The sequence below is a fragment of the Candidatus Methylomirabilota bacterium genome (assembly GCA_036002485.1).
Classification (GTDB): Bacteria; Methylomirabilota; Methylomirabilia; order Rokubacteriales; family CSP1-6; genus AR37.
The window spans coordinates 1-15,990 of the sequence record DASYTI010000138.1 but is presented as its reverse complement, the minus strand read 5'-3'; the positions used below and the strand labels follow the sequence as shown (position 1 = coordinate 15,990).

At 66.7% G+C, this 15,990-nt stretch carries 17 protein-coding genes; 12 read left to right on the top strand and 5 right to left on the bottom strand.

Translation table 11 applies throughout. From position 1 onward, the window contains the following. Positions 1–2: 2 nt before the first annotated feature. From VGT00_13585 to VGT00_13575, 3 genes are read left to right on the top strand one after another with little or no spacing between them, the layout of a single operon-like run. The gene (locus VGT00_13585) at positions 3–971 is read left to right on the top strand and encodes a branched-chain amino acid ABC transporter permease (GenBank protein ID HEV8532445.1); all 969 of its coding nucleotides are present in this window, start codon (positions 3–5) and stop codon (positions 969–971) included. Further along, positions 952–1,407 (top strand): VOC family protein, encoded by a 456-nt coding sequence (locus VGT00_13580; GenBank protein ID HEV8532444.1) that lies wholly within the window; start codon positions 952–954, stop codon positions 1,405–1,407. The genes VGT00_13585 and VGT00_13580 overlap by 20 nt, the downstream gene beginning before the upstream one ends. 3 nt (positions 1,408–1,410) lie before the next feature. Beyond that, entirely contained in the window at positions 1,411–2,601 is a 1,191-nt protein-coding gene (locus VGT00_13575; protein ID HEV8532443.1) for an acyl-CoA dehydrogenase family protein, read from the top strand. A gap of 137 nt (positions 2,602–2,738) precedes the next feature. Here VGT00_13575 and VGT00_13570 read toward each other — a convergent pair whose 3' ends face one another. After that, entirely contained in the window at positions 2,739–3,446 is a 708-nt protein-coding gene (locus VGT00_13570; GenBank protein HEV8532442.1) for an ABC transporter ATP-binding protein, read from the bottom strand. Positions 3,447–3,512: 66 nt separating this feature from the next. Then, the gene (locus VGT00_13565; protein ID HEV8532441.1) at positions 3,513–4,262 is read right to left on the bottom strand and encodes an ABC transporter ATP-binding protein; all 750 of its coding nucleotides are present in this window, start codon (positions 4,260–4,262) and stop codon (positions 3,513–3,515) included. Between the two features lie 166 nt (positions 4,263–4,428). Here VGT00_13565 and VGT00_13560 point away from each other — a divergent pair, with 166 nt between their 5' ends. The 6 genes from VGT00_13560 to VGT00_13535 are packed head-to-tail and all read left to right on the top strand — an operon-like array spanning position 4,429 to position 9,157. After that, entirely contained in the window at positions 4,429–5,454 is a 1,026-nt protein-coding gene (locus VGT00_13560) for an ABC transporter substrate-binding protein (GenBank protein ID HEV8532440.1), read from the top strand. Next, positions 5,454–6,242 carry an ABC transporter permease gene (locus VGT00_13555; protein ID HEV8532439.1) on the top strand — a complete coding sequence of 263 codons (789 nt, stop codon included), beginning with the start codon at positions 5,454–5,456 and terminating at the stop codon, positions 6,240–6,242. Before VGT00_13560 ends, VGT00_13555 begins: the two co-directional genes overlap by 1 nt. Next, a complete protein-coding gene (locus VGT00_13550) occupies positions 6,239–7,018 on the top strand; it encodes an ABC transporter permease (GenBank protein HEV8532438.1) in 780 nt (259 codons plus the stop codon). The genes VGT00_13555 and VGT00_13550 overlap by 4 nt, the downstream gene beginning before the upstream one ends. Continuing rightward, positions 7,018–8,112, top strand: a complete 1,095-nt coding sequence (locus VGT00_13545) for an ABC transporter ATP-binding protein (protein HEV8532437.1) — start codon at positions 7,018–7,020, stop codon at positions 8,110–8,112. The genes VGT00_13550 and VGT00_13545 overlap by 1 nt, the downstream gene beginning before the upstream one ends. After that, positions 8,109–8,603, top strand: a complete 495-nt coding sequence (locus VGT00_13540; protein ID HEV8532436.1) for a thiamine pyrophosphate-binding protein — start codon at positions 8,109–8,111, stop codon at positions 8,601–8,603. Before VGT00_13545 ends, VGT00_13540 begins: the two co-directional genes overlap by 4 nt. Continuing rightward, positions 8,600–9,157, top strand: coding sequence for a thiamine pyrophosphate-dependent enzyme (locus VGT00_13535; GenBank protein HEV8532435.1), 558 nt, complete (start codon positions 8,600–8,602; stop codon positions 9,155–9,157). Before VGT00_13540 ends, VGT00_13535 begins: the two co-directional genes overlap by 4 nt. A gap of 188 nt (positions 9,158–9,345) precedes the next feature. On the opposite strand, the gene VGT00_13530 is transcribed toward VGT00_13535, so the two are convergent. Both VGT00_13530 and VGT00_13525 read right to left on the bottom strand, forming a co-directional pair. Then, entirely contained in the window at positions 9,346–10,167 is an 822-nt protein-coding gene (locus VGT00_13530; protein ID HEV8532434.1) for an SDR family NAD(P)-dependent oxidoreductase, read from the bottom strand. A gap of 52 nt (positions 10,168–10,219) precedes the next feature. Further along, positions 10,220–11,566 (bottom strand): hypothetical protein, encoded by a 1,347-nt coding sequence (locus VGT00_13525; protein HEV8532433.1) that lies wholly within the window; start codon positions 11,564–11,566, stop codon positions 10,220–10,222. Between the two features lie 33 nt (positions 11,567–11,599). Here VGT00_13525 and VGT00_13520 point away from each other — a divergent pair, with 33 nt between their 5' ends. The 3 genes from VGT00_13520 to VGT00_13510 all read left to right on the top strand — a co-directional run bounded on the left by VGT00_13520 (position 11,600) and on the right by VGT00_13510 (position 14,633). Then, positions 11,600–12,955, top strand: coding sequence for an MmgE/PrpD family protein (locus tag VGT00_13520; protein ID HEV8532432.1), 1,356 nt, complete (start codon positions 11,600–11,602; stop codon positions 12,953–12,955). 111 nt (positions 12,956–13,066) lie between these two features. Further along, positions 13,067–13,870 carry a three-Cys-motif partner protein TcmP gene (gene tcmP / locus VGT00_13515; GenBank protein ID HEV8532431.1) on the top strand — a complete coding sequence of 268 codons (804 nt, stop codon included), beginning with the start codon at positions 13,067–13,069 and terminating at the stop codon, positions 13,868–13,870. After that, positions 13,848–14,633, top strand: coding sequence for a phage Gp37/Gp68 family protein (locus VGT00_13510; GenBank protein HEV8532430.1), 786 nt, complete (start codon positions 13,848–13,850; stop codon positions 14,631–14,633). Before tcmP ends, VGT00_13510 begins: the two co-directional genes overlap by 23 nt. Here the strand turns inward: VGT00_13510 and VGT00_13505 are convergent. Beyond that, the gene (locus VGT00_13505; GenBank protein HEV8532429.1) at positions 14,630–15,538 is read right to left on the bottom strand and encodes a PhzF family phenazine biosynthesis protein; all 909 of its coding nucleotides are present in this window, start codon (positions 15,536–15,538) and stop codon (positions 14,630–14,632) included. The genes VGT00_13510 and VGT00_13505 overlap by 4 nt on opposite strands. Positions 15,539–15,990 lie beyond the last annotated feature (452 nt).

Below are 15,990 nucleotides of genomic sequence, written 5' to 3'. Positions count from 1 at the left end.
GCGTGCCCGGCGTGGGCGCCCTGATCTCATGGGGGGGTCGCCATCCGGTGGCGGCCTTCGGCATAGTCTTCGCGGTGTTTCCGTTCCTCATGCCGTACAAGTCACTGGCGTCTCAGGTGTTGATATTCGGGCTCTTCGCGCTCGGCTTCAACCTTCTCTACGGCTACACGGGCCTCTTGTCCTTCGGCCACGCGGCTTACTACGGCCTCGGCGCCTACGGCACGGGCATCGCGCTCGCCAAGCTCAAGATTGGCTCGCTCTGGCTCGGGATCGCCGCAGGGCCGATGCTGGCCGTTCTGGGCGGTGCCGCCATCGGCTTCTTTTGTCTGCGGCGGCGCGGCATCTACTTCGCCATGCTGACTCTCGCCTTCGCCCAGCTCCTCTACTTCGTCGCCTTCCACCTGTCTGACGTGACGGGCGGTGACGACGGTCTGCGCGGGATCCCGCTGCTCCCGCTCAATCTCTTCGGCTGGAAGGTCGACCTCGAGGGCTCGCTGGCTTTCTACTATTTCACGTTCGTCCTCGTCTGGCTGGCCGTAGGGGGTCTCAAGCGCATTCTCGACTCGCCCTTCGGCTCCGTGCTCCAGGCCATCCGCGAGAATAGCGACCGGGCGTCTGCGTGCGGCTACGATGTCCGCCGCGTCAAGCACCTGTCCTTCGTCTTCTCGGCGTTCTTCGCGGGCCTGGCCGGGGGCCTGGACGCGCTGCGCCTGGCCGTTGTGCCCGTCGAGTCGCTCTACTGGGTCACGTCTGGTCAGGTGGTGATCATGACGCTTCTCGGGGGCGCGGGCACCTTCTTCGGCCCCTTCGTCGGCGCCGGCACCTATCTGGTGCTCGGAGATCGGCTGGCCGTCTTCACCGAGCGCTGGCCGCTCGTCATCGGCCTCATCTTCATGACGTTCGTGCTGTTCCTGCCCAGGGGCATCTGGGGCACGCTCACAGGAGGTCGCCATGGCCATCAAAGTGCTTGAGCTCCACCATCACGGCATCCGCGTCGGCCCGTCGGAAGCCGACGTGAAAAAGGCTCTCTCCTTCTATCACGACGTGCTCGGGCTCGATCCTGATCCCGGCCGGCCGCATATCCCGACCATCGACGGCTACTGGATGGACGTGGGGGGCACCGCGCAGATCCATCTCATGGGCGTGGACGGACAGTCGAAGTTCGCCGAAGGCCCGGGCAAGGATCCCTCGCACCCTCACGTGGCTCTGGCGGTTTCCGACATCCAGGAGGCGAAGAAAGAGCTGGAGCGGCTCGGCACGAGCTTCTGGGTCACGCGCGGCGTGGTGGGGCCCGAGTCCCAGCAGATCTTCCTGCACGATCCCTTCGGCAACATGATCGAGCTGCACCAGATCGGCACCTGCCGCTGCATCACCAAGACGCGCAAGCCGGTAGCATCCATGGGCTGAGTGGTGCCCATCCTGACCGCTGCCCAGCAGGCGCTCTGCGATCGCGTGGACCGCCTGACGCGCGAGAAGATCGCGCCGCATGCGGCGGACTACGATGCGCGGGGCAGCAATCCCGTGGAAAGCTGGCGCGAGCTCTGGCGGGAGGGCTTCCTGAACGTGGCCATCCCGCGCGAGTTCGGCGGCATGGGACTCGACATGGGCTCCTACATCGCCGTCATCCGCACGATCGCGCGGGGCTGCGCCAACACGGCCATGACGGCGCACATGCATTCGACCGTCATGCGCTTCATTGGCGCGCTCGGTACCGAGGCACAGAAGCGCCGGTACTTCGACGAGGTCGTGCGCCATGGCAAGCTCTTCGGCAGCTGGGGCAGCGAGCCCGCCGTCAGCCTGTCGCGCACCTTTCTCATGGAGACGGCGATCCGAGAGGAGGGCGACGGCTACGTCGTCGACGGGCTCAAGCACTTCTGCACCATGGCCCTCGGGGCCTCCTACTACATGGTCTGGTGCGCTCTCGACGGCGGCACGGACATGGGCAAGTCTCTCCTGCTCGCCCTCGTACCCGCGGAGACGGCCGGGATCACCACCGATGGCAAGTGGAACACTCTGGGCATGCGCGCCACCTTCAGCCCTTCCGTCAGCCTGACGGGAGTGCGCGTCTCCAGAGACGCGGCGCTCGGTCAGCCGGGCTCGGCCACGCAGGTCGGCGTCGTCGAGAGCTTCGCTCTGGGCTATGCCGCCGTTTACCTCGGCATCGCGGAAGCGGCCCTGGGCTTCGCGGTGGACTATGCCAAGCAGCGGGTGGTCAAGCCCGAGAACATTCCCGTGGCCATGGACCCGACGGTGCAGCGTCACGTGGGCGAGCTCCGGACGCACCTGGACGGCGCCCTCATGATCCTGGCCGAGGCCGCGGCGGGCTGGGACGCGGCCGAGATGCTCGAGCGCGGGCTCGTGGCCAACAAGGCCAAGTATCTCGCCACGGAGGTCGGCCTCGACGTCACGTCCAAGGTGATCCAGATCGTCGGCGGACGCGGGGCCTACAAGGACTACCCTGCGGAGCGTGCCTTCCGAGACCTCCGCACCGCCACCCTGATGCCGCCGACCACGGACCGGATGCTCGAGGCCATCGGCAAGAGCGCCCTCGGTGTCGACGCGCCCATGTTCAACATCCCAGGCGGCTCGCAGGCCCCGTAGCCCCAAAGGCAGCAGGCGGCGGAGAAAGGTCCAGATGCGAGGCGTCGCCCGAAGGCTGCACGCGAGGCGTACTCTCTGTACGTTGAGCGTGCAGCCGAGGGCGACAACGAAGCAGATGGGCCTTTATCCGCCACCTGCTACACGCCGAGGAAGCGCTGCTGTACGGCGGAATTGCCGCGGAGCTCGTCCGGCGTGCCCGCGAACTGAATCTGCCCCTGGTCCATCACGTAGAGGCGATGCGCGAGGGCGAGGGCAACCTCGAGCGTCTGCTCGACGAGCAGGATCGAGGTGCCGGTCTTGTTTATGGAGGCGAGGATCCCCGTGAGGCTCTCGACGAGCAGCGGGGCCAGACCTTCCGTCGGCTCGTCCACCAGCATGAGCTCGGGACGCGCCACCAGCCCACGCGCGATGGCAAGCATCTGCTGCTCGCCGCCGGAGAGGAACCGTCCCGGCTGATTCTTTCGCTCGCGAAGGCGCGGAAAATACTCGAAGGCCGTCTCGACCACCGCCTCCTGGTCAGGGGTGCGGGCGCCCAGCATGCCGAGCTGGAGATTCTGCAGCACGGTGATGTTGGGCAGCACGCGACGCTCTTCGGGAATCCACGCGATGCCGCGACGGGCTATTTCATGGGGTTGCCGGTGCGTGATGTCCTCTCCGCGGAACTCGATCGAGCCGCGCGTGGGCTTGGCGATGCCCATGATCGTGCGCAGCGTGGTGGTCTTCCCGGCTCCGTTTCGGCCGATGAGCGCGACCACTTCTCCGCTCTCCAGAGCCAGCGAGACACCCTGCAGGATATGCGCTTCGCCGTAGTGCGTGTGCACGTCCCGCAGCGCGAGCAGGGTCATCTCACTCAGCCCTCGCCTCGCCGCTCTCCTCGCCTCCGGCTCGTCGGCAGCGTCTCAGCTCGAAGTTCAACGGCCCGCTCCGAGGTAGGTCTGCTGGACGAGCTGGCTGTTTCGGATCTCCTCCGGCGTGCCCTCGGCGAGAACCTGGCCCTGGTGCAAGACGGTGATGCGATCGGAGATGCCCATGACGAGCTTCATCTTGTGCTCGACGACAAGAATGGTGCGTCCCTTGGCGAGAGTGCGGATGAGCTCCATGGTGGAGTCCGTCTCCTCCGGGCTCATGCCCGCCGTTGGCTCGTCGAGCAGCAGGAGGGTGGGCTCGGGGGCGAGGGCGATGGCCATCTCCAGATGGCGCTTCTCCCCGTGGGAGAGAAAGGCGGCCACGCGCTCGGTCTTGTCGCCGAGACCGACCAGATCGAGGACCACCCGCGCGCGCTCCCGTGCCGCGCCGAGATGGTCGGCCCGCGACCAGAAGTCGAAAGCGTGCGCGTAGCCCTGCGCGGCCACTCGCACGTTCTCGAGCACGCTGAGGTGCGGAAAGATATTCGTGATCTGGTAGGACTTGGCGATGCCCAGCCGCGCTACCGTGTGCTGAGGTAGCCCGGCGATCTCCCGGCCTTTGAACTGGATGCGCCCCGAGCTCGGCGGCATCTCGCCCGAGATCAGGCGGAAGAGTGTCGTCTTTCCGGCTCCGTTGGGGCCGATGATCGAGCGCAGTTCTCCGGTGCGAACGGTCAGGGTGACGTCCTGCACGGCGGCGAGGCTGCCGAAGTTGCGACAGAGCCCTTCGGTGCGCAGGAGAACGCCGTCGTCCATTGCGGCTGAGTAGCACGGCCTCTCGCGCAGTGTCAAGGCAAGGAGGCATTTGTTTGCCCCTCACCTTTCTCAGCCCTCGCCTCGCGGCAGGGGGCGGCGGCGCTGGACGTCCGACGGCCGTTGCCCTAGGATATCCGCGAACTTTCCCACCCACAGGAGGTAGGCCATGCCGGCTCGGATGCTCGTGCTCATTTCCATGGCGGTGCTGATCGTTGCTCCGGCCGCCCACGCTCAGGATGCGCTCGTGGTGAGCGTCTGGGGCGGCAACTGGAAGGACACCGTGGAGCGGGTCATCGGCAAGGCCTTCACGGCAAAGACGGGCACGCCGGTGGAGTTCGAGGTCGGCGGCACCATCGATCGGCTCGCCAAGGCGCGGGTGGCCAAGGGCAATCCCCTCGTGGACTTGAACTTCACCACCACGCACGTGGCGCGCCTCTACATCTCGGACGGCCTCTACGCCCCCCTCGACATGAGCAAGATTCCCAATGCCAAGGAGATCGCGCGCGAGGCGGTGCGGAGCGAATACCACCTCGGATCGTGGAGCTACGTCTACACCGTCGTGTACCGCCCGGATCTCGTGAAGGAGGAGATCACGCGATGGTCGGATCTCTGGAAGCCGAGTCTCAAGGGCAAGATCGCCATGCCCGACTTCGATCCCTCCCACATCATCACCATCGCGGCCCTCATGGAGGGCGCCAATGAGCTGACCTGGCAGAAGGGTCAGGACAAGCTCAAGCAGCTCAAGCCCAGCATCGCCGCCTTCTTCTCCACCGATGCCCAGAGCCAGGACCTGATGAAGACCGGCCAGGCCCCCGTCCAGGTGATGCTGTCCGTCAATGCCTATCACCTGCAAGACCAGGGCATCCCGGTCAAGCTGGTCCAGCCGCGAGACTTCCCCGGCATCGTCGGTATCGACACCATGGCGGTGATGGCGGGCACCAAGAAGACGGAGGCGGCCCATCAATTCATCAATTTCGCGCTCTCGAAGGACATCCAGACCGAGCTCGTCAAGGCGCTGAAGGCCGGACCCGTCAACAGCGGCGCCCTCGTCCCCGCCGCCCTGAAGGGTCAGCCGGGCATCTTCCTGACCCCGGCCGAGTGGAAGGAGCGCGGCTACATCATGAACGACGAGGCACGGGCCAAGACGCTGCCCGCCTGGCGCGAGTGGTTCACGGCCAATATCGTCAAGTAGTGAAGCTGCTGCTGGCGCCGTCGCTGGTCGTCATCGCGGTCTTCGCGGCCGCCCTCACGGCTCTGCTCCGGTACAGCGTCGTCGAGTTCGTCCCCGGATCTCTCAAGACGGGCGGGCTGACCGCGGATAATTTCCGCGCGGTGCTGGCCCGGCAGTACCTCGGGGCGGTCTGGGACACGCTGCTCCTGAGCGCGGCCACTACCCTCTGCACCCTCGTGGCATCCTACCCGGTCGCCTATGCGCTGGCGCGGACGCGCTCGTCGCGCGTTCGCTCGGCCCTCCTTGTGCTCACCCTCGCCCCGTTCTTCTCCGGCGCCATCGTGCGGACGTACGCGTGGGTCCTCGTGCTGGGCAACACCGTGGTGACCTGGCCGGTGCCCCTCCTCTTCACGGAGCGTGGCGTCCTCATCGGGCTGGTGCACTTCTCCATGCCGACCATGATCCTGCTCCTGGCCGCCGCCTTGAGCCACATCGACCCCGTGTACGAGCGCGCGGCCTCGAGCCTGGGCGCCACGCCCGCGCGCGTCTTCTGGCGCGTGACCCTGCCCCTCTCGATGCCCGGCGTGGTCTCCGGCTGCGTCCTCGTCTTCGCCTGGACGCTCAGCGCCTTCGCCACGCCGGAGCTGCTGGGCGGTGGCAAGGTGAAGATGATCGCCAATGTGGTCCGGGACCTCGCGCTGGATTCCTTCAACTGGCCGGGAGGCGCCGCCTTCGCGGTGGTGGCGCTGGCCGTGACCCTGTCGATTCTGGCCGCCGCCGGACGGCTGACGAGCGGGCGGGCGCCGTGATCCCGCGCCTCTGGGTTCTCGGCCTCGTGTCCTTCATGACCCTGCCCACCCTCGTGGTGATCGGCGTGTCCTTCAATCCCACGGCCATCCTGTCATTTCCGCCCGCGGGGCTGTCGCTCCGGTGGTATGCCAATGTCATCACCTATCCCCAGTTCCAGCGGGCGGCCGTCAATAGCCTGCTCGTCACGGCCGCGGCTACGGCGCTCGCCATGCCCATCGGGACGGCCGCGGCCCTGGCCCTGGCCCGAGGTCGCCTTCGCCTCCGCTCGACGTGGGCCACCATCCTGCTCTCGCCGCTCGTCGTCCCCGGGGTGGCGGCGGGTCTGGGCTTTCTCATCCTGGCCGCCTCGCTCGGTCTGCTCCGGAGCCGCGTGGTCCTGGTCATGGCGCACGCGGCGCTCGTGCTGCCCTTCGTCGTGCGCTCCGTGTGGGTCAGCGTGGAGAGTCTGGATCCGGCCCTGGAGCGCGCGGCGGCCAGCTTGGGCGCCACGCCCTGGCGCGTCTTCCGGCGCGTCACCCTCCCCCTGCTCCGGCCGGGGCTCCTGACCGCGCTGCTCTTCGCCGTCATCGTGTCCCTCAACGAGTTCGTGGTCTCGCTCTTCATCTCGAACCGCGTGACCGAGATCCTTCCCGTGGCCATGTTCACCTACGTCGTCAACTACACCGACCCCACCATCGCCGCGCTCTCCACCCTGTTCATCGCCAGCACCTTCGTGGCGGTGTGGATCGCCGATCGGTTCCTCGGGCTGGGCGGCGTGTTTCTTCATCACCGGTGATGGCGCGCGTGGTCGTGGAGCTCAGGAGCTGCACGCGGAGTTTCGGTCCCGTCCGCGCGGTGGACGGGCTGGACCTCGCCGTCCACGAGGGCGAGTTCCTCTCGCTGCTCGGGCCGTCCGGGTGCGGGAAGACCACCACGCTCAATCTCATCGCGGGCTTCATCGAGCCGACGGCCGGCGTCATCCTCATCGACGGTGAGGACATGACGGGGCGGCCCGCCCACCGGCGCGGCCTCGGCCTGGTGTTCCAGTCCTACGCCCTTTTCCCCCATCTCTCCGTCTTCGAGAACGTGGCTTTCGGCCTGCGCGAGCGGCACGTGCCAAAGGCCGACATCGAGCGGCGGGTCCTGGCTGCCCTCACCCTGGTCCGGCTAAATGCTCGCGCCGAGGAGCGCCCCACCCGGCTCTCCGGCGGCATGCAGCAGCGCGTGGCCCTGGCCCGGGCCCTGGTCTACGAGCCGCGGGTGCTCCTCCTCGACGAGCCGCTGGCCGCCCTCGACAAGAAGCTCCGCGAGGAGATGCGCGCCGAACTGCGGGAGATCCTGCGCGCCGTCGGGATCACCACGATCTTCGTGACCCATGACCAGGGTGAGGCCCTTGGCCTCTCGGACCGTATCGCGGTGATGCACGCGGGAAGACTCGAGCAGCTCGGGCCTCCGCGGGAAATTTACGAGCGGCCGGCCACGCGCTTCGTGGCCGATTTCATCGGGGCCTCCACGGTCCTGCGCGGCCGATCGATCGCCTCGGACCGCGTCGAGCTGGCTCCCGACCTATCGCTGAAGGTGTCCGTCGGCTCGCCGCTCGCCGTGGGCCAGGAGGTCGAGCTGGCCATACGTCCGGAGCGCATCAGCATCGTCGTGGTGCCGGGCGACAACGTGCTGACGGCACGGATCGTCGGCGTGACCTACCAGGGGCTTCAGACCGAGGTGACCGCGGAGATTGTCGGCGGTCAGCGGCTCCTGGCCTTTGTCCCCGAGCCCGCCCCCACCGGCCTCCTCCCGGGCCGCACGCTCCTGCTGCATCTGCCCGCCGACGCCTTCATGTCGCTCACGCCTCGAGACGTCTCCCCCCTCGGAAGGCAGGAGCTGAGATGACCGGCGCCCGGCAGATCGTGGCCGGCCTGGAGAGCGCGGGCGTCACCCTCGCGGCCTCGCTGCCGGATACCTGGATAGGCAAGCTGGTGGAGGAAGTCCGCCGCTCATCGGCCATCCGCGTGGTGGATGTGGCCCGTGAGGAAGAAGCGGTGGCCGTGGCCTGCGGCGCGAACCTGGCCGGCGGACGCGGCGCCGTGCTGATCCAGAACGCCGGCCTCTTGAACTGCGGCGGCATCCTGGCCGGCCTCGTGGAGCTCTATCATCTCCCCTGCTTCTTCATCGTCTCGCTGCGCGGCGACTCGCGCGATCCGATCTACTATCACGAGCCCAAAGGACGGGTGACGGAAGCCACGCTTCAGGCCTGGCGGCTCCGGTACGCCATCGCCCATCACGGCCGCGATCTGGCCGTACAGGTCCGCCAGGGCGTGGAGTCCTCCGTCGAGTCCCAGAGCGCCTACGTGCTGCTCATCAGCGGCGAGGATCTCGCGTGAGCGCGCGCAAGCCGCTGCTCGATGCGCTGGTGTCCATGCTGACGCCGCGCGATGTCCTCGTCTCCTGCCTCGGCGCCAATGCGCGCTATCTGCCTCACATGCGCGTGCCGAGCCCTGTCTTCGCGCTCTGCGACTCCATGGGCGCCGCCGTGCCTCTAGCTCTGGGCATGGCCCTCCAGCGCTCGGATCGCCACGTGGTCGCTCTCGAGGGCGACGGCTCGCTGCTCATGAGCCCCAATGTGCTGGCCACGGTGGCCGCCGCGCGACCCCCGAACCTCAGCATTCTCCTCTGGGTCAACGGGCGCTATGAATCATCGGGGGGCCAGGCGCTGCCGTCGGCGCCGGTCGACTGGGCGGCCCTGGCCCGCGCGGCGGGCATTCACCACGTGGAGAACGTGCGCGACGTGGCCGGTCTGCGCGCGGAGTTTCCGAAAGCGCGAGAGGCGGCAGGGCCAGCGGTGCTTGTGGTCGAGGTGGCCTTCGATCCCGCCGAGCCGATCCCGCCCTACTCCGAGCGCCCCGAGGAGATCCGCGCCCGCTTTCGGATCGAGTGAGGCGCTTTCTTGAGAGTCCCTCTCCTCCACCTGGGGAGAAGGTCGCAGGTCCGGGCCGAAACCCTCGCCTCGAACGAACGAGGGCGAGGGTGATCGCTGTCATTTGTCCGCGTGGTCAGAGGCGGAGCCGACCCCTCACCCTGCCCTCTCCCCCGGTGGGGGAGAGGGATTCTTAGGAGACCTGCCTGTTAGCCGATGAACAACCCGCCGTTGGGGGAAAGCCACTGGCCGGTGAAGAAGGCGCTGTCGTCAGAGGCGAGGAAGAGAGCGGTCCTGGCCACCTCGACGGGCTCGGCCCAGCGGCCGAGGGGCGTGCGGGCGACGGTGGCCGCGCGCGCCAGCGGCGAGATGGGCTGAGTCATCGGTGTGTCGATGAAGCCCGGGCAGATCGCGTTGACGCGGATCCCTCGTGAGCCAACTTCCCGGGCCACGGCGCGGGTGAAGCCGAGGATGCCTGCCTTGGCCGCGCTGTAGTGCGGCACGGTGTCCAGCCCCATGAGCGCGGCCACGCTCGACATGTTGATGATGGCGCCCTGATTGCGCCGGCTCATCAGCTTGAGGGCCTCGCGCGTGCAGAAGAAGGTGCCGTTCAGATGCACGGCGATCATGCGGTGCCAGGACTCGTCCGTCATCTCCTGGGTGATGTCCCAGTGGGTCTGGATGCCCTGGCCGCTCATCATCTCGGCGATCCGCGCGTCGGATCGCTCGCGAAGCCTGTCTCGATTCGTCGTCGACGTCCCCGCGATGCCCGCGTTGTTGACGAGCACGTCGAGGGTTCCGAACTCGCGTTCGATCTGGGCGAACATCGCCTTGACCTGCGCGCTGTCGGCCACGTCGGCCTGGATCGCGCAGCCGCCGGAAGGGATCGCCACCATCGTCTCCTTCGCGGCCTCTTCGCGCACGTCGTTCACGATGACCCGCGCGCCTTCCTCGGCGAAGAGCTGCGCGATGGCCCGGCCGATGCCCGAGCCCCCGCCCGTCACCAATACGACTCGATCCTTGAGCTTCATGCGCGCTCTCCCGGTGGCCGCGTCAGCGGCCGGTCCTGCCTCTCGTGAGCGTTCATGCGGGCGGTACCAGGCGGGCGGATCGGTTCCGGCGTACATGAGCCTGTACGTTCTTGACCACGCCTCGCTCCACCTCGATGCGCACTTCGTGGGACACGATATTCCAGCCCTGTACGGTCGAGAGCCAGCCCACGAGACGGCGGGTCACGGGCTCCGCGCGCCATCCTCGGTACACCAGCGTACGATGGTCCGGATCATCCAGCCGCTGCTGCTCCTCGACCTCCGGGCCACAGAGGGCGAGAACCTCATCAACGGTCGTGACGCCCGGCTTGATGCGTTCGAGCACGTCCCGGCCCAGGAGGACGCCTCCCTGGCGTGGTCGCCCCACGCCGCGCGGCGTCCACTGGACACGCGCGGTCAGGCCGGCAATCACCCTCGAGGCGGCGCGGCCGAGTATGGGACCGAGAGCGGGGCCGGCGGCCAGCAGCAGCAAGGGTATCGCCACGAGCAGGAGGCCCTGCAGCCGGGAATAGTAACCGAATTGTACCTCCAGGTGCTGAGGAACCGTGCCCTCGGTGGCTCCCAGGAAGAGCGAGACCACCTCCGTGGTCTCGAGAGTCTCGCTGAGGCGTCGGATGCTGGTGGGTGGATAGATCTCCGAGATGCGCAATGAGTCGGATTGCGAGAAGTGGGCCACGAGCTCGGCGGGGGCGTCGGCCAGCCGCAGCGCGCGGTCGCGGTGCTCGGCGTACATCGGGAAGACCTGCCGGTCGCGCACCTCGTGGAAGGAGAGCTGGAGCTCGTGGCGGTCGCCCGCGAAGACGCTCTCGATCCAGCCGACCCTTTTCGGCTTGATGATTCCCGCCACCCGCATGCGCAGCTCCATCATGAAGACGCGATCGGCCATCTGGGGCATCCACGGGATGCGGATCCAGCTCGCGGGCGAGCTCAGCCCCAGCGCGTGGCTGTCCTGCACGAAGGTCACGAAGGGCACCTCCCCCACGAGCTTGGGCACCGCGTCCGCGCCCTGGGCGTAGAGGTTGAGCGCGTAGAGGGGCAGCCGGCCCCCGCCCGTGGCGGCGAAGCCGCGCTGCTCGACATACTGCTCGAGCGCCTTGTCGCCGGGCTTCTTGTCGGTCGGGCTCGAGATCTCCCCGGGCCAGAGGAGGAAGAGGTCTTGCTCGATCCCCCCGCGGCTCTTGCCGGATGGCATGTCGAGGGACCAGAGGACCGACACCTCGACGGGGCCGAGGGCGGGGGTGACGGTGGCCCGCACCGTCAGGGGCCCGACCGCGAACGGCGCGTCCGGCTTCGAGGAGAAGAACATCTGCGCGAGCGCGGGCGCGGGAACGGCGGCGAGAGAGACGACAAGAAGCAGCGCGACGCGCCAGACCATGGTCACGAATGATAGCAGACCTGTGCTAGGCTCTGGCCCATGCGCGCCACCTCCGTGCTCGCCGAGTTCGTGGTGAAGAGTCGCTGGGAGGACTGCCCGGCCGCCGCCGTGGACGCCGCGCGCCGGGCCATCCTCGACTGTCTGGGGGTCATGCTCGCGGGCTCCACGGAGCCGGCTGCGCGCATCGTCCAGCAGATCGCCGAAGCCGAGGGCGGGGCGCCCCTTGCCACCATCGTGGGGACGCGGCGGCGCACCGGCGCCGTCTGGGCCGCGCTCGCCAATGGCACGGCCGCACATGCCCTCGACTTCGACGACACCAATTTCGCCATGCTGGGCCATCCTTCGGCGCCCGTTCTCTCGGCGGCCCTCGCGGCCGGGGAGCTGGCCCTGGCGGACGGACGCGCGCTCGTGCACGCCTTCCTTCTTGGCTTCGAGGTCGAGACCACGCTGGCCGAGGTGATCAACCCCGCGCACTACGAGAAGGGCTTCCACGCCACGGGCACCCTCGGCGCCCTCGGCGCGGCGGCCGCGGCCTCCCGGCTGCTCGGGCTCGATGCCGCGCAGACGCGGACCGCGCTGGCCATCGCGGCCACCCAGGCCTCAGGGCTCAAGGAAAACTTCGGCACCATGACCAAGCCCTTTCACGCCGGTCACGCGGCGCGGAGCGGCGTGCTCTCGGCGCTCCTGGCGCGCGAGGGCTTCACCGCCTCCGAGCAGGCCATCGAGGGACCGCAGGGCTATCTGGCCGTGCTCAGCGCGGGCAAGCGAGAGGAAGGCGCCCTCGACCGGCTGGGCGCGCCGTGGAAGATCCTGACCACGGGCGTGGCCGTCAAGCCCTACCCGTCCTGCGCCTGCACGCACTCGATCATCGACAGCGCGCTCGAGCTCAAGCGGACGCTGCGCCTCGCCCCCGACGACATCGCCCAGGTCACCATCGGCGTGAATCAAACGGTGCCGCGTATCCTCATCCACTCGAGCCCGAAGAGCGGGCTCGAGGCCAAGTTCTCGGGCGAGTTCACAGCCGCCGCGGCGCTCTGCGAGGGCAAGGTCGGCATCCAGAGCTTTCAGGACGACAAGACGCAAGATCCCGTCATTCAGGAGCTGATGAAGCGCACGCGTGTCGTGGTGGATCCGGAGATTCCCGCCGACCTCGAGCGCCACATGTGGACGCGCGTCACCCTGCGGCTGCGGGACGGCCGCGAGGTCGCCCTGGGCCCCCGCCCGGTCCCGGGCCATCCGAGCCATCCGCTGACCATGGATCAGCTTCGGGAGAAGTTCAGCGACTGCGCGCGGCTGGTTCTGCCCGAGGATCGCGTCGACTCCGTGCGCCAGATGGTCGAGACACTCGACGGCTGCCCCGATCTGCGGAGCCTGACGGCGATCCTCGGTCCCTGACTCCCTACAGGTGTATCAATCTCTCCACATCTCGACATCGGATAGCCCTGTAAGTCAGAATTAGTTGTGCAGATTGACGAGGTCGGCAACTGGTCAGAAATCTAGCTCGAGATCATCCAAAAGTATGCTGTCGCCTATTCCGCCATCCTGAGGAAGAAGAAGAACCTCCATCACGTCTATATCGACGCTTTTGCAGGGGCCGGGGTCCACAGATCTCGTGCGTCGGGTGCGTTCATTCCCGGCAGTCCCTTGAATGCGCTCCACGTCCGCCCGCCTTTCAGAGAGTACTTTCTGATCGACCTCCAGGAAGATAAGGTAGTCGCTCTTCAAAAGCTCGTCGGTAATCGACCAGATGTCCACATTCTCCAAGGAGACTGCAACGTCCTCTTGCTGAATGATGTCCTGCCCAAGGTTAAGTATCGAGACTTCCGACGAGCGCTCTGTCTGCTCGACCCATATGGTCTTCACCTCAATTGGCAGGTCATCGCTCAGAGCGGTGCGATGGGTTCCGTCGAAATGTTCCCGAATTTCCCCGTCGCAGCCATGAATCGGAACGTGTTCTGGCGTCGCGATCTGAACAAGATAGATCCGGCGGCCATCGCTCGGATGAATGCGTTCTGGGGAGATGACTCATGGACGAAGGTTGTATATTCCACTTCGGGAAATCTCTTCGGCTGGAAGGAAAAGACGGGAGACAATGCGGCCATCGCTCAGGCGTTCCGTGATCGTCTCCGGACGAAGGGGGGATTCAAACACGTCCCACATCCGCTCCCCATGCGAAACTCCAAGGGAGCTATCATCTACTATCTGTTCTTTGCTGCCCAGCAACCTGTCGCGGCCAAGATAGTCAGGGAGATTTTCGAGCGCTATAGAATCGTCGGGGAGAACCAAGTTGGCCGATTCCTCTGCAATTGAATGGACCGATGCTACATGGAATCCCGTAACCGGTTGTACCAAGGTCTCCCCCGGCTGCAAGTTTTGCTATGCGGAACGCCTGACCGAGCGTTTCGGGCGACAGCGTTTCTCGGAGATTCGACTCCATCCAGAGCGACTCGGGCTTCCCATGCGTTGGAAGGCCCCCCGACGGATTTTTGTCAACAGCATGAGCGATCTCTTTCACGAGAAGGTGCCGACCGACTTCATCAATCAAGTGTTCGATACCATGCGCTTGGCAACTCGCCACGTATTCCAGGTCCTTACCAAGCGCCCGGACCGCCTGCTGGAATGGCAACGATCAGGAGCTTGGCCGTCAGAAATTCCTCGGAATATCTGGCTAGGCGTGTCTGTAGAGTCCGATGCTTATCTTTGGCGAGTTGACCGCCTGCGAGAAGCGGACGTTCGGGTGCGGTTCATAAGTGCCGAACCGCTCTTAGGGTCTTTGGCCAGTCTGGACTTGGACGGGATCTCTTGGGTCATCACGGGTGGGGAATCAGGAGGGCCGCCAGATCGCGCTCTTGTGGAAAACGCGTCCAAGGACCATTGTCCCAAGTCTTCAGCTGTCGCATGGGTTCGCGAGATTCGAGACCTTTGCCGGAGCGAAGGCGTAGCCTTCTTCCACAAACAGTGGGGTGGACGAACGGCCAAGTCGGGGGGGCGCAAGCTGGATGGGCGCGAATGGTCTGAGTATCCTCATGTGGCCGCAACGACGGATATTGTCGCCGACAAAGCCTACCGCTAGGACAAGCGAAACTCGCCCTCGAGCACCGGGACCACGCCGCCACCTACGCGGATGTTGGTGACCGTGCCGCCCCCCGCCGTCAGCTGGATGTGCACGAAGCTCTGCCGGCCCATCTTGGTTCCCTGCTCGCTCACGATCCTCACTTCCCCTGCGCTCCGCACCATCCTGTTCAGCACCAGATAGGCGCCGAGCGGGCCACTGGCTGAGCCCGTGGCGGGGTCCTCCGGAATGCCCGAGCTGTGCGGGCCGAACATGCGGGAGTAGACGCGGTCAGCGGAGGCGTCTGGATCCGGCGCGAAGACGAATATGCCCATGCGCGGCCGATCACCCATGACCTCGAGCATCGCGCGCACGTCGAGGACGGCACGATCTACCGCTACCTTGTCGCGCAGAGGCACGAAGAGAAACTTGTTGCCCGTGGAGCCGGGCTGGATGGGTCCGGTGGGCCAGAGGTCGGCCAATGTGAGGCCGAGCGCGTGAGCTACCCCCTCGCGATTGTCGAGGGCGGGATCAAAAGTCGCGTCCTGCTGATTCATCCAGATGAAGCTCGGTCGGGCCGGATCACCTTCGAGCTCGACGGGCACTGGTCCGATCCTCTCCTCGAGGGTGAAGCGCGCCGCGCCCTTGGGCACCATGCCACGGGCGGCCAGCACCCACGTGGTGCCGATGGTCGGATGCCCGGCAAAGGGCACCTCGCGAGCCGGCGTGAAGATCCGGAGCGCTGCGACACAATCGGGGCGCGTGGGCGGGAAGAGGAAGACAGTTTCGGAGAGATTCATCTCGCGCGCGATCTGCTGCATGAGGCCGTCGTCGAGCCCGCGCGCGTCGAGAACAACCGCGAGCGGATTCCCGCCGAACACGCGATCGGTGAACACATCCACCTGCACGAACTTGTACGACGGCATGGCGAACATCGTACCCGACCACCCCTGATTTACTCAGCCCTCGCTTCGCCGCTGATCAACTCAGCACTCGCCTCAGGGCTTCGCCCTTCAGCTCGAACGGCCACGCCTGAGGCTCGTCGGCAGCGTCTCAACTCGAAGAGCGGCCCTCTCCCCTGAGGGGAGAGGGATAAATTTTGAAATCGACCGAAAACAAGAATCCCTCTCCCCCAATGGGGGAGAGGGCAGGGTGAGGGGGTGGCGCTAGCTCTCGAAGGCGTGTTGGCTCAGCCTGCGTCGGCCGCGATCAATGATGGCAGGCCACGCACTCCAGGGGGGCCTTGCGCGGCTTCTTGTCATCCGCCGTCGGCGGCCTGGGCGCCGAGCCCCACGCGGCGGCCACGGGCTGCACCGCCTGCACGCCCTTCTCGTTCACCGCGCGATGGCACTCCACGCACCAGCCCATGGTCAGCTTC

Coding starts and splice junctions, on each gene's coding strand:
- VGT00_13580 (HEV8532444.1), top strand. CDS start 952: ATGGCCATCAAAGTGCTTGAGCTCCACCATCACGGCATCCGCGTCGGC.
- VGT00_13570 (HEV8532442.1), bottom strand. CDS start 3,446: ATGACCCTGCTCGCGCTGCGGGACGTGCACACGCACTACGGCGAAGCG.
- VGT00_13565 (HEV8532441.1), bottom strand. CDS start 4,262: ATGGACGACGGCGTTCTCCTGCGCACCGAAGGGCTCTGTCGCAACTTC.
- VGT00_13560 (HEV8532440.1), top strand. CDS start 4,429: ATGCCGGCTCGGATGCTCGTGCTCATTTCCATGGCGGTGCTGATCGTT.
- VGT00_13545 (HEV8532437.1), top strand. CDS start 7,018: ATGGCGCGCGTGGTCGTGGAGCTCAGGAGCTGCACGCGGAGTTTCGGT.
- VGT00_13540 (HEV8532436.1), top strand. CDS start 8,109: ATGACCGGCGCCCGGCAGATCGTGGCCGGCCTGGAGAGCGCGGGCGTC.
- VGT00_13530 (HEV8532434.1), bottom strand. CDS start 10,167: ATGAAGCTCAAGGATCGAGTCGTATTGGTGACGGGCGGGGGCTCGGGC.
- VGT00_13520 (HEV8532432.1), top strand. CDS start 11,600: ATGCGCGCCACCTCCGTGCTCGCCGAGTTCGTGGTGAAGAGTCGCTGG.
- VGT00_13505 (HEV8532429.1), bottom strand. CDS start 15,538: ATGCCGTCGTACAAGTTCGTGCAGGTGGATGTGTTCACCGATCGCGTG.